Origin of the sequence: Nocardioides sp. cx-173 (genome assembly GCF_021117365.1) — a bacterium.
Lineage (GTDB): Bacteria > Actinomycetota > Actinomycetes > Propionibacteriales > Nocardioidaceae > Nocardioides.
Genome location: NZ_CP088262.1, coordinates 266,365 through 279,078, shown reverse-complemented (window position 1 = coordinate 279,078; position 12,714 = coordinate 266,365). Strand labels below are relative to the sequence as shown.

Annotated in this window: 11 protein-coding genes; 6 read left to right on the top strand and 5 right to left on the bottom strand. The window is 73.4% G+C overall.

Going from position 1 to position 12,714, the window contains the following annotated elements; all coding sequences use genetic code 11:
* Positions 1-2: 2 nt before the first annotated feature.
* Positions 3-1,169, bottom strand: coding sequence for an ROK family transcriptional regulator (locus LQ940_RS01290; protein ID WP_231240979.1), 1,167 nt, complete (start codon positions 1,167-1,169; stop codon positions 3-5).
* A 114-nt stretch (positions 1,170-1,283) separates the two neighbouring features.
* Here LQ940_RS01290 and zwf point away from each other — a divergent pair, with 114 nt between their 5' ends.
* Genes zwf through eda form a run of 3 tightly spaced genes read left to right on the top strand, consistent with a single transcriptional unit; the run spans position 1,284 to position 5,270 of the window.
* Entirely contained in the window at positions 1,284-2,783 is a 1,500-nt protein-coding gene (zwf, locus tag LQ940_RS01285; RefSeq protein ID WP_231240980.1) for a glucose-6-phosphate dehydrogenase, read from the top strand.
* On the top strand, positions 2,780-4,648 hold the full coding sequence (gene edd / locus LQ940_RS01280) for a phosphogluconate dehydratase (protein ID WP_231240981.1): 1,869 nt from the start codon (positions 2,780-2,782) through the stop codon (positions 4,646-4,648). Before zwf ends, edd begins: the two co-directional genes overlap by 4 nt.
* Positions 4,632-5,270, top strand: coding sequence for a bifunctional 4-hydroxy-2-oxoglutarate aldolase/2-dehydro-3-deoxy-phosphogluconate aldolase (gene eda / locus LQ940_RS01275; RefSeq protein WP_231240982.1), 639 nt, complete (start codon positions 4,632-4,634; stop codon positions 5,268-5,270). The genes edd and eda overlap by 17 nt, the downstream gene beginning before the upstream one ends.
* A gap of 140 nt (positions 5,271-5,410) precedes the next feature.
* Here the strand turns inward: eda and LQ940_RS01270 are convergent, their stop codons facing one another.
* Genes LQ940_RS01270 through LQ940_RS01255 form a run of 4 tightly spaced genes read right to left on the bottom strand, consistent with a single transcriptional unit; the run spans position 5,411 to position 8,875 of the window.
* Positions 5,411-6,640, bottom strand: a complete 1,230-nt coding sequence (locus LQ940_RS01270; protein ID WP_231240983.1) for an alpha-hydroxy acid oxidase — start codon at positions 6,638-6,640, stop codon at positions 5,411-5,413.
* Positions 6,637-7,875, bottom strand: a complete 1,239-nt coding sequence (locus tag LQ940_RS01265) for a hypothetical protein (RefSeq protein ID WP_231240984.1) — start codon at positions 7,873-7,875, stop codon at positions 6,637-6,639. Before LQ940_RS01265 ends, LQ940_RS01270 begins: the two co-directional genes overlap by 4 nt.
* Before the next feature lie 38 nt (positions 7,876-7,913).
* Positions 7,914-8,363: a tRNA adenosine(34) deaminase TadA gene (tadA, locus tag LQ940_RS01260; RefSeq protein ID WP_231241127.1), complete on the bottom strand. Its 450-nt coding sequence runs from the start codon at positions 8,361-8,363 to the stop codon at positions 7,914-7,916.
* A gap of 26 nt (positions 8,364-8,389) precedes the next feature.
* On the bottom strand, positions 8,390-8,875 hold the full coding sequence (locus tag LQ940_RS01255; protein WP_231240985.1) for a tRNA adenosine deaminase-associated protein: 486 nt from the start codon (positions 8,873-8,875) through the stop codon (positions 8,390-8,392).
* A 123-nt stretch (positions 8,876-8,998) separates the two neighbouring features.
* Between LQ940_RS01255 and upp the strand changes: the two genes are divergently transcribed.
* The 3 genes from upp (at position 8,999) to pntB (ending at position 12,714) form a co-directional block, all read left to right on the top strand.
* Entirely contained in the window at positions 8,999-9,640 is a 642-nt protein-coding gene (gene upp, locus LQ940_RS01250) for a uracil phosphoribosyltransferase (RefSeq protein WP_231240986.1), read from the top strand.
* A 76-nt stretch (positions 9,641-9,716) separates the two neighbouring features.
* Positions 9,717-11,255, top strand: coding sequence for a Re/Si-specific NAD(P)(+) transhydrogenase subunit alpha (locus tag LQ940_RS01245; RefSeq protein WP_231240987.1), 1,539 nt, complete (start codon positions 9,717-9,719; stop codon positions 11,253-11,255).
* Between the two features lies 1 nt (position 11,256).
* Positions 11,257-12,714, top strand: a complete 1,458-nt coding sequence (gene pntB / locus LQ940_RS01240; RefSeq protein ID WP_231240988.1) for a Re/Si-specific NAD(P)(+) transhydrogenase subunit beta — start codon at positions 11,257-11,259, stop codon at positions 12,712-12,714.

Genomic DNA, 12,714 nt, shown 5'->3' with positions numbered 1-12,714 from the left:
GCTCAGGACGGGTCGGGACGCTGGGAGAGGCGGGCGTCGATGGCGGCGGGATTGAGGACCTGGTCGAGGGCCATGGACGCGCAGCCGACCAGGCCGGCGCGGTCGCCGAAGGTCGAGGGCAGGAACTGCAGCTCGCGGGTCGCCAGCGCCGAGGCGCGGGCGTAGACGCTCTCCCGTACGCCGGCGGCGTAGACGTCGAAGGCGGCCGCCATGTCGCCGCCGAGGACGACGGCCTCGGGGTTGAGCAGGTTGATCGCGACGGCGAGGACCTCGCCGAGCCGGCGTCCGCTCTCGCGCAGCAGCTGCTTGGCGTCCGCGTCGCCCGACAGGGCCAGGTCGACCAGGTCGCGGACGTGGCCGACGTGGCGGCCCTGCTCGGTGAGCCGCGCGACGAGGGCCCAGCCGCCGGCCAGGGTCTCCAGGCAGCCGGTGGCGCCGCAGCGGCAGGGACGGCCGTCGGCGGCGTCCACCTTGGTGTGCCCGATCTCGCCGGCGCCGCCGAGGTGCCCGGACACCACCCGGCCCTCGGCGATGATGCCGAGCCCCAGCCCGGTCGAGGCCTTGACGACGAGCAGGTCCTGGAAGCGGGCGGCGTGCCCGAGCCGCTCGGAGCGCGCCAGGACGTCCGCGTCGTTGCCGACGTAGAGCGGTGCGGCTCCGACCTCGGCGAGGTACGGCGCCAGGTCGGCGCCGTCCCAGCCACCCATGACCGGCGAGTCGACGCTGACGCCGCGGACCGGGTCGACGGTGCCCGGCAGGCTGACCCCGACGGCCAGCACGGCCCGACCGCCGGCGGTCTCGTCGAGGAGGCGGCACAGGTGTTGGGCCACCGGCGGCATCACCGCCTCGGGTCCGGCCCCCACCTCGTGGTCGAGGGACGACGAGCCCAGCTCCTCCCCCACGAGGTCGAAGACCGCGAGCTGGGAGCGGGAGCGGCCGATGGCGGCGGCGAGCACGACGCCCGCGTCCTGGTGGAACACGATGCTGCCGGGTGGCCGCCCGCCGGTCGAGGCGAGCTCCTCGCCCACCAGCAGCAGTCCGGCCTCGGCGAGGGCGGAGACCCGGGCGACCACCGCCGTGCGGGACAGCCCGGTCAGCCGGCGCAGCTCGGAGCGGGTGCTGGCCCGTCCCGACCGCACCAGGTCGAGTACGTCGCCGGCGGAGGTCACGCCCCGGATCCTAGGCGCTTTCGCCCTCCCTCGTAGGGCGGGCCGGTCACTTTGGTTTGCAAAATACCTAAGTAGTGCTTGTCGAGAGCGCCCTTCTCTCCCTACCGTGGCCAGGTGACCCTGCCCACGACCGAGCTCGCCGCCGACCTCCCGGCGTGCGACTTCACCGTGTTCGGCGGCACCGGCGACCTAGCGCTGCGCAAGCTCCTGCCGGCGCTCTACCAGCGCGAGCTGGAGGGCCGGCTCCCCGACGCCACGCGCATCGTCGGCGTCTCCCGCTCCGAGCTCGACGACGAGGGCTACCGCCAGGTCGTGCAGGAGGGCCTGCACCGCCACGTCGTCGCCGACGAGCTCGACGAGGGCGCGGTACGCCGCCTGCTGGGCCGGGTCCGGCACCTGACGCTGGACTCCCACGAGCCCGAGGGCTGGCACCTGCTGCACGACCTCCTCAAGGACCGGCCCACCGACGAGGAGGCGGTGCGGGTCTTCTACCTCGCCGTCGCGCCGTCGCTGTTCGGCCCCACCTGCGAGCGCCTCGGCGCCGCCGGCGTGGTCGAGGAGAGCTCGCGGGTGGTCCTGGAGAAGCCCGTGGGCCGCGACCTGGCCTCGGCGCTCGCCATCAACGACGAGGTCGGGCGGGTCTTCTCCGAGCGCCAGATCTTCCGCATCGACCACTACCTCGGCAAGGAGAGCGTGCAGAACCTCCTCGTCACGCGCTTCGCCAACACCTTCCTCGAGCCGCTGTGGAACTCGCGCTGGGTCGACCACGTCCAGATCACCGCCGCGGAGATCCTCGGCGTCGGGGACCGGGGCGGCTACTACGACACCTCCGGCGCGCTGCGCGACATGGTGCAGAACCACCTGCTGCAGCTGCTCTGCCTGGTCGCCATGGAGCCGCCGACGTACGTCGGTCGCGAGACGGTGCGCGACGAGAAGCTCAAGGTGCTGCAGGCGCTCAAGCCGATGTCGCCCCAGGACGTCGACCGCGACACCGTGCGCGGGCGCTACTGCGAGGGTCTGGTCGACGGGCTGCCGGCAGCGTCGTACGCCGACGACGTGGGCCACCCGACCAGCAGCACCGAGACCTATGTCGCCGTACGGGCCGAGGTGCAGAACTGGCGCTGGGCCGGGGTGCCGTTCTACCTGCGCACCGGCAAGCGCCTGGACCGGCGGATGTCGGAGATCGTGGTGGTGTTCAAGGAGCCCCCGCACGCGATGTTCCCGCACAGCGAGGGCGCCACCTCGCCCAACCGGCTGCACATCCAGGTCCAGCCCGACGAGGGCATGCGTCTGCACCTGACGGCCAAAGAGCCCGGGCCAGGCGGGATCCGGCTGCGGCCGGTGTCGCTGGACCTCAGCTACGCGACGACGTTCACCCAGCGCAGCCCCGACGCCTACGAGCGGCTGCTCATGGACGTCATGCGGGGCAACCCGACCCTGTTCATGCGCCGCGACGAGGTCGAGGCCGCGTGGACCTGGGTCGAGCCGATCCTGAGGCGGTGGGCGACGTCGCCCGAGCGCCCCAAGCGCTACCCGGCCGGCACCAGCGGGCCGACCGCCGCCGCCACGCTCCTCGAGCGCGACGGCCGACACTGGCAGGAGTCCGACGCATGAGCCCCACCACCCACCCCGTCGTGGCGGAGGTGACGGCGCGGATCGTGGCGCGCAGCGCCCCCGGCCGTCGCGCCTACCTCGCCCGCATCCGCGCGGCCGCCGACCAGCACCCCGCCCGGGGCCGGCTCGGCTGCGCCAACCTCGCGCACGGCCTCGCCGCCTCCGAGCCCGCCGAGAAGACCGCGCTGCGCGGGCGCACCAAGCCCAACCTGGCGATCGTCACCAGCTACAACGACATGCTCTCGGCGCACCAGCCGTACGGCGAGTACCCGCCGGTCCTCAAGCAGGCCACCGTCCGCGCCGGCGGGATCGCCCAGGTCGCCGGCGGCGTCCCCGCCATGTGCGACGGGATCACCCAGGGCCGCGACGGCATGCAGCTCTCGCTCTACAGCCGCGACGTGATCGCGATGTCGGCGGCGATCGCCCTCAGCCACGACATGTTCGACGGCGCCCTCATGCTCGGGGTCTGCGACAAGATCGTGCCGGGGCTGCTGATCGGCGCGCTGTCGTTCGGCCACCTGCCGACGGTGTTCGTGCCCGCCGGGCCCATGGCCTCCGGCCTGCCCAACGGCGAGAAGGCTCGGGTGCGCCAGCTCCACGCCGAGGGCAAGGTCGGCCGCGAGGAGCTGCTCGAGGCCGAGTCGGCGTCGTACCACTCGCGCGGCACCTGCACCTTCTACGGCACCGCCAACTCCAACCAGCTGCTGATGGAGGTGCTCGGCCTGCACCTGCCGGGCTCGTCGTTCGTCAACCCCGGCACCCCGCTGCGCGAGGCGCTGACCCGAGCGGCCGCGACCCGGGCGGTGGCCATCACCCGGCAGGGGGGCGAGCCCACGCCCGTCGGCGAGATCGTGAGCGAGCGGGCGATCGTCAACGCCTGCGTGGCGCTGCTGGCCAGCGGCGGGTCGACCAACCACACCCTGCACCTGGTCGCGATCGCGCGGGCTGCCGGCATCGCGCTGACCTGGCAGGACCTCTCGGACCTGTCGGCCGTCGTGCCGCTGCTCGCGCGGATCTACCCCAACGGCTCCGCGGACGTGAACCACTTCCACGCCGCCGGCGGCGTCGGCTTCCTGATCCACACGCTGCTGCGCGCCGGGCTGATGCACGAGGACGTCGAGACGATCATGGGCCACGGCCTGAGCCGCTACACGACCGAGCCGGTCCTGCGCGGTGCCGACCTCACCTGGGAGGAGGGCCCCAAGGCCAGCCTCGACCGCGACGTGCTGCGCCCGGCCACCGACCCGTTCGCGGCGGACGGCGGGCTCAAGGTCCTCACCGGCCCCCTCGGTACGGCGGTCGTCAAGACCTCCGCGGTCAGCCGGGAGCACCGCGTGGTCACCGCGCCGGCCCTGGTCTTCGACGACCAGGCCGACTTCCTGGCGGCGTTCGCCGAGGGGCGACTGGACGGCGTCGACCTGGTCGCGGTGATCCGCTACCAGGGCCCGGCCGCCAACGGCATGCCCGAGCTGCACAAGCTGACCCCGGCCCTGGGCGTACTCCAGGACCGCGGCCAGAGGGTCGCGATCGTGACCGACGGCCGGATGTCCGGCGCCTCCGGCAAGGTCCCGGCCGCCATCCACGTCACCCCCGAGGCGGCCCTCGGTGGCCCGCTCTCGCGAGTGCGCGACGGCGACCTCATCACCGTCGACGCGGTGACGGGCCGGCTGCTCGTGGACGACGTGTTCGCCCTGCAGCAGCGCGTCCCCACCGGCCGCGCCCCCGAGGGCGAGGAGTGGGCCGGCACCGGCCGCGAGCTGTTCTCGGCGTTCCGGGCGACGGTCGGCCCCGCCGACGCCGGCGCGAGCGTCTTCCCGGCGTACGGCTTCCCGGCCACGGAGGTGCCCCTTGCCCAGCCTGTCTGAGTCCCGGCATCCCTCACTGCTGGAGGTCGTCCCGGTCCTGCCGGTCGTCGTCCTCGAGCGCCTGTCCGACGCGGTGCCGGTGGCCCGCGCCCTGGTCGCCGGCGGGCTCCCGGCCATCGAGCTCACGCTGCGCACACCGGTCGCGCTCGACGCGATCCGCGCGATCGCGGACGAGGTGCCCGAGATCCTGGTCGGCGCCGGCACCGTCGTGGCGCCCGGGCAGGCCAAGGAGGCCGCCGACGCCGGCGCCGGCTTCCTGGTCTCGCCCGGCTGCACGCCCACGCTGCTCGGCGCCATGGCGGACACGGGCCTGCCGTTCCTGCCGGGCACGGCCACGGTGTCGGAGGCTCTCGCGGTGCTGGAGGCCGGTTACGCGTCGATGAAGTTCTTCCCCGCCGAGGCGTCGGGCGGCGTGGACTACCTGAGGTCGGTGGCCTCCCCCGTCCCGACCGCCCGCTTCTGCCCGACCGGCGGCATCACGGCGGCGAGCGCCCCGACGTACCTCGCCCTGCCCAACGTCGGCTGCGTCGGCGGCTCCTGGCTCACCCCCGCCGCCGTCCTCGACTCGGGCGACTGGTCGCGTGTCGAGGCGCTCGCTCGCGCCGCCGCGGGTCTGCGCTGACGCTGGTCGCCGCCGGGATGGATACCCGGTCAGCCGGGTATGCCTGCGCTTGTCAGGGGTTGCAACCCCTGACAAGCGCGCGAATCGCCCGCGAAGTACGGACGCGGGATGGATACCCGGTCAGCCGGGTATCCATCCACTCAGCCGACCGGCCCCAGCCGCCGCAGCGCGGTGACGTGGCGGGGCTCGAGCTCGTCGAGGGTGGTGACGCCGAGCAGGCGCAGGGTGCGCTCGAGCTGGCCGGCGAGGATCTCCAGGGTGCGGTCGACGCCGGGGCGACCGCCGGCCATGAGGCCGTAGAGGTAGGCGCGGCCGATCATCGTGAAGCGGGCCCCGTGGGCGAGGGCGGCCACGATGTCCTGGCCGGACATGATGCCGGTGTCGAGGTGGACCTCGAGGTCGTCGCCGACCTCGCGCACGACGTCGGGCAGCAGGTGGAACGGCACCGGCGCCCGGTCGAGCTGGCGGCCGCCGTGGTTGGACAGGACGATCGCGTCGACGCCCAGGTCCGCCAGCCGCCGCGCGTCGTCGACGCTCTGCACGCCCTTGACCGACACCTTGCCCGGCCACTGCGACCGGATCCACGCCAGGTCCTCGAAGGTCACGGTGGGGTCGAACATCGTGTCCAGCAGGTCGGCGACGGTGCCGGACCACGCGTCCAGCGAGGCGAAGGCGAGGGGCTCGGTGGTGAGGAAGTTCAGCCACCAGCCGGGACGCGGGATCGCGTTGAGCACCGTGCGCGGCGTCAGGGTCGGGGGGATCGTCATGCCGTTGCGTACGTCGCGCAGCCGGGCGCCGGCGACCGGGACGTCCACGGTGACCAGCAGCGTGTCGTAGCCAGCTGCGGCCGCGCGGTCGACGAGCGCCATGGACCGCTCCCGGTCCTTCCACATGTACAGCTGGAACCAGTGCCGTCCGCCGGGCGCAGCGGCCGCCACGTCCTCGATCGAGGTGGTGCCCATCGTGGACAGCGCGAACGGGATGCCGGCCGCCGCGGCGGCGGTCGCGCCGGCCACCTCCCCCTCGGCGTGCATCATCCGCGTGAAGCCCGTCGGCGCGATCCCGAACGGCAGCGCGGCCCGGGCCCCGAGCACCTCCCGCGACGTGTCGACCGAGGAGACGTCGCGCAGGATCGCGGGGTGGAACTCCACGTCCGCGAAGGCCTGGCGCGCCCGCGCCAGCGAGACCTCGCCGTCGGCGGCGCCGTCGGTGTAGTCGAACGCGGCCTTCGGCGTACGCCGCCGGGCGATCCGGCGCAGATCCTCGACCGTGAGGGCGCCGACGAGGCGCCGTTCGCGCGGGGACAGCACCGGCCGCCTGAACCTGATCAGCGGAGCCAGGTCGTGGCGCCGCGGCAGCTGGCGCCTCATCCCGTGGGGCCGGGCTCCTGGAGGAGCGTCGGCGAGGGCACCGACGACGGGGAGAGGGAGGGGGTGGGGGTGGGGGAGATCGACGGGACCGACGGGACCGACGGGGACGGCGCCGACGGGGACGGCGACGAGGGGGCCGGCGACGACGGGGACGAGGGGCTCGGGACGGGGGTCGCGGACGGGCTCGGCTTGGCGGACGGGCTCGGCTTCGCGGAGGGGCTCGGCTCGGCGGACGGGGTCGGGCTCGGCGCAGCCGCCGTGACCACGTCGATGAGGAGCGAGGGCGACTCACTGCCCTCGGCCAGGGGCCGGTCGACGAAGCGCCAGCGGTAGGAGGTCGGGGTCCGCGGCGTCACCCGCGCGTGGGCCAGTCCGTCGTCGCCGACGGCGACCACGGAGACGACCCGCCATCGCTTCGCGCCCGCCGCCAGCTCCTCGAGGACCAGCGTGGCGTGCGGTACGACGCCGCCGGGGACCACGAGGCGGCCGACGAGGTCGACGCTCTCGCCGGCCTCGACGCTGGAGCGCGCGCCCACCATCTCGGTGCTGGTCAGCAGCCCCTCCACGTCGTACGTCGTGACGTCACCGGCGGTGCCGGCGCGCACCGCGTCCATGCTGAACGGGCGGCCGTCGCAGCCGAAGCCGACCGTGAAGAGCCCGGGGCCGTCACCGCCGTGGGCGGCGGCGAACGCGGGCGCGGTGCTCGGTGCGGCGGCGGTGGGAGGCGCCACGACCTGACCGGTGCCGAGGTCGTACTTGGTCCAGGTGTAGGAGAGCCGGCTGGCGTCGACCTGCTGCCAGCCACCGGGGACCGCGGTCAGCGGTGCGCGGCCGAACCACACCAGGTTCGTGCCGGCGTCGGCGGGCGAGCGGTAGCCGGCGTAGGCGACGCCAGAGGCGCCGCCCGGCGCCTGCACGGCCATGCCGGCGACCGCGGTGCGGGTCACGGAGGGCACCGAGAACAGCGCTCCCATGGCGTTCCCGCCGGCGAGGTCGTAGCCGAGACTGCGCTGGCCGGCCACGGGGGCGCCGTTGCCGCGCCCGATGCGTGGCTGCATCGTCTCGGCGGTGCGGGCGAGCACGGACTCGCAGCCGACGGCCCCCAGCTGCACGGAGCTGTCGGGGAAGGCCACGCCTCGCACCGTCACGGTGGAGTCGGCCTGCGCCGGCGTGGCGGTCGCCGCGATGGCCGCAACCACCGCGACGATGGCCCCGAGGCCGGCGCGGATCAACACGGTAAAAGCCTAACCCGCGACCGGTGACCGCGTCTGCCCTAATCGGGTGACTCTCTGCCCCTCTGATGGGAGAAGAACGCCTCGAGCAGGGCCGCGGACTCCTCTGCGAGCACGCCCGACAGCACCTCCGGGCGATGGTTGAGGCGGCGGTCGCGCACGACGTCCCACAGGCTTCCGACCGCACCGGCCTTCTCGTCGTAGGCGCCGAACACGATCCGGTCGACCCGGCTCAGCACCGCGGCGCCGGCGCACATCGTGCACGGCTCGAGGGTCACGACCAGGGTGCAGCCCGTCAGCCGCCACTGCCCCAGCGCCGCCGCGGCCGAGCGCAGGGCGACCACCTCCGCGTGCCCGGTCGGGTCGCCCTCCGCCTCGCGCAGGTTGCGACCGCGGCCGACGAGCGAGCCGTCGGCCCCCACGACGACCGCTCCGATGGGGACGTCGTCGGTCGCCAGCGCGGCGCGCGCCTCGGCGAGGGCCGCGAGCATGGGCTCGCGCCAGCCGGCCCGGTCCGTCACGCGGAGGTGAGGCCGGCCGCGTCGTCGAACTCCGCGCCGAAGCCCAGGCGCCGAGCGACGTCGGAGAGGACCTCGTCGGGGTAGAGGTCGTCGTCGTCGAGCAGGATCGCCAGGTCCATCGCCGGCATGCCGAGGTCGCCGAGCAGGTCCAGGTCGCCGGCGGGGGCCTGCTCGTCGTCGTCCTCGGGCGGCGGCAGGTGCAGGAAGTCGACCGCGGAGCTGGCCAGCTCCCACTCGTCGGCGGCGGTGATGTCGGAGAGCAGCACCCGGGTGCGGGGGCCGGCGACGCGTACGACCAGGAAGAAGTCCTCGTCGACCGCGACCATCCCCACCGCACCGCCGTCACCGGGGAACCGGCGCAGCGCGTGGGCGAGGGTCTCGACGTCGAGCAGGGTCTCGTGCACCAGCTCCTGCACCGTCCAGACCCCCTCCTCGCGGTAGGCGGCGAGGGCGAAGTCGATGCCGTCCGTGCTCTCGGTCATCGCTGCTCCTCTCCACGTCGTCACGCGAGCCCCACGGTGCTGCCCGCAGGGTGCTGTCCAGGGTGGCACGGGAAGCCACCGGCGGCCAACCCTGTTCCCCGCGGCGACCACTAGGGTTTGGGCATGCGCACCCACGTCGTCGACCACCCGCTCGTCGCCCACAAGCTCACGACGCTGCGCGACGAGAACACCGACTCGCCGACGTTCCGCAGTCTCACCGACGAGCTCGTGACCCTACTGGCCTACGAGGCCACCCGCGACGTGCGCGTCGACCCCCACGACATCACCACGCCGGTCGCGCCGATGACCGGCGTCAAGCTCGCCACCCCCAAGCCCCTGGTGGTCCCGATCCTGCGGGCGGGGCTGGGCATGCTCGACGGGATGATGCGCCTGCTGCCGACCGCGGAGGTGGGCTTCCTCGGGATGATGCGCAACGAGGAGACCCTCGAGGTGTCGACGTACGCCGAGCGTCTCCCGGAGGACCTCTCGGGGCGCCAGTGCTACGTCCTCGACCCGATGCTGGCCACCGGCGGCACCCTGGCGGCGGCCGTCCGGTTCCTCACCGACCGCGGCGCCGACGACATCACCGCCATCTGCCTGCTCGCCGCGCCCGAGGGCTGCGCGCGCCTCGAGCAGGAGCTCGCCGACCTCGACGTCCCGGTCACGGTCGTCACCGCCGCGGTGGACGAGCGTCTCAACGAGAAGGGCTACATCGTGCCCGGGCTCGGGGACGCCGGCGACCGGCTGTACGGGCTCGCCCACTGACGCTCGCCGGACCGTGACCCCGGTCACGTGCCCGCCTGTGTAGGTTGACCTGCGGCTCAACCCACAGGAGGCATCGGTGCGCATCGGCATCCCGCGCGAGTCCAAGCCCGGCCAGACCCTGGTCGCCGCGACACCGACGACCGCATCCCAGCTCGCGACGCTGGGCTACGAGGTCGTCGTGGAGTCCGGGGCCGGGCTCCTGGCCGCCCAGCCGGACTCGGCCTACGAGGCGGCGGGCATCGCCGTCGTCGGCGCCGAGGAGGTCTGGGACTGCGACGTCGTCGTCAAGGTCGACGCGCCCACCACGGCCGAGATCCGCACGCTGCGACCGCGCGCGACCGTCGTCTCGCTCATGGCGCCGGCGCGCAGCCCCGAGCTCGTCGAGCGGCTGCACCAGGCCGGGGTCACCGCCCTGGCGATGGATGCGGTCCCGCGCATCTCGCGCGCCCAGTCGCTGGACGTGCTCTCCTCGATGGCCAACGTCGCGGGCTACCGCGCGGTCATCGAGGCCGCCCACGAGTTCGGCCGGCAGTTCACCGGCCAGGTCACGGCCGCCGGCAAGGTCCCCCCGGCCAAGGTGTTCGTGGTCGGCGCCGGGGTCGCCGGGCTGGCCGCGATCGGCGCCGCCAACGCGATGGGCGCGGTCGTGCGGGCGTTCGACGTACGGCCCGAGGTCGCCGAGCAGGTCCAGTCCATGGGGGCGCAGTTCGTCACCATTGACGACCCAGCCATGGAGGCCGCAGCTTCTTCCGACGGCTACGCCAAGGAGATGACCCCGGAGCAGGTCGCGGCGACCGCGGCGATGTACGACGAGGAGGCGCGCGACGCCGACATCGTCATCACGACCGCGCTGATCCCAGGGCGCCCGGCTCCGCTGCTGATCACGGCCGAGACGGTCGCCGGCATGCGCAGCGGCAGCGTCATCGTCGACATGGCCGCCGCCAACGGCGGCAACTGCGAGGTCACGGTGGCCGACGAGAAGGTCGTCACCGACAACCTGGTCACGGTGCTGGGCTACACTGACCTCGCCGGCCGGCTGGCCGCGCAGACCTCGCAGCTCTACGGCACCAACATCGTCAACCTGTTCAAGCTGCTGACCCCGGCCAAGGACGGGCAGCTGGTGCTCGACCTCGACGACGTCGTGCAGCGCGGCATCACGGTCACCCACGACGGCGAGCTGCTGTGGCCGCCGCCGCCGGTCCAGGTCTCCGCCGCCCCGGCCGCCGCGCCGGTGGCCGCGCCGGAGCCGGTGGCGCCCAAGCCACCGCCGGACCCTCGTCGCAAGGTGTACGCCGCCGGGCTCGGCGTCGTGCTGTTCGCCGTGCTGGCGGCGTACGCGCCCGCGGTGTTCCTCAACCACTTCACGGTCTTCGCGCTGGCGGTGTTCGTGGGGTACTACGTGATCTCCAACGTCGCGCACGCCCTGCACACGCCGCTGATGAGCGAGACCAACGCGATCAGCGGGATCATCCTGGTCGGCGGCATCCTGCAGGTCGGCTCCACCAACCCCGCGATCGCGATCCTGGCGACGATCGCGGTGCTGGTCGCGAGCATCAACATCTTCGGCGGGTTCCTCGTGACCCTCCGGATGCTCGAGATGTTCAGGAAGGACTGACATGAGCGACTTCCTGACCTCGGACGAGCTGCCGGGGCTGGTGCAGGCGGCCTACATCGTCGCCGCTGTGCTCTTCATCCTCGCCCTGGCGGGGCTGTCCAAGCACGAGAGCGCCAAGCGCGGCAACCTCGCCGGCATGGTGGGCATGGGCATCGCCCTGGTCGCCACCCTCGTGCTGGCCGCCCGCCAGGCCGAGCTGCCCGACCCGTTCGACCACTGGCGCGGCCTCGGGTCCACCCTCGGCGTGGTCCTGGTCGCGATGCTCGTCGGCGCCGTGATCGGGGCCTGGCGCGCCCGCACCGTGCAGATGACCGGGATGCCCGAGCTGGTCGCGATCCTGCACAGCTTCGTCGGCCTCGCCGCCGTGCTCGTCGGCATCAACTCCTTCCTCGACCCCGAGGCGCCCACCACCGGGTCCCTCGGCGCGATCCACGAGGTCGAGGTCTTCCTCGGCGTCTTCATCGGGGCGGTGACGCTCACCGGCTCCATCGTGGCCAACCTCAAGCTGAGCGCGAAGATGAAGTCCAGCCCGCTGGTGCTGCCCGCGCGCCACTGGCTCAACCTCGGCGTCATCGTGGCCTCGGTCGGCCTGCTGGTGTGGTTCATGAACGACCACGACCACGGCATCGTCCCGCTGCTGCTCATGACGGTCCTCGCCCTGGCGCTCGGCTTCCACCTGGTGGCCGCCATCGGCGGCGGCGACATGCCGGTCGTCGTCTCGATGCTCAACAGCTACTCCGGCTGGGCCGCCGCGGCCGCAGGGTTCCTGCTCGACAACGACCTGCTGATCATCACCGGGTCCCTGGTGGGCTCCTCCGGTGCGATCCTGAGCTACATCATGTGCAAGGCGATGAACCGCTCGTTCATCTCCGTCATCGCCGGCGGCTTCGGCTCCGACGGCGCCGTGTCCGGCGAGGCCCGCGACTACGGCGAGCACCGCGAGATCCAGGCCGACGAGGCCGCCGAGCTGCTGGCCGGGGCCTCCTCGGTCGTGATCACGCCGGGCTACGGGATGGCCGTCGCCCAGGCGCAGTACCCGGTCGCGGAGCTCACCGCCCGGTTGCGCGCGCGCGGCGTCGACGTACGGTTCGGCATCCACCCGGTCGCCGGGCGCCTGCCCGGCCACATGAACGTGCTGCTCGCCGAGGCCCGCGTGCCCTACGACATCGTCCTGGAGATGGACGAGATCAACCCGGACTTCCCCGGCACCGACGTGGTCCTGGTCATCGGCGCCAACGACACGGTCAACCCGGCCGCGCTCGACGAGCCGGGCTCGCCGATCGCCGGCATGCCGGTCCTCGAGGTCTGGAACGCGCGCGACGTCATCGTCTTCAAGCGGTCGATGGCCACCGGCTACGCCGGCGTGCAGAACCCGCTCTTCTTCAAGGACAACTCGCGCATGCTCTTCGGCGACGCCAAGGACCGGGTCGAGGAGATCGTGCGCGCCCTGCCCGACTAG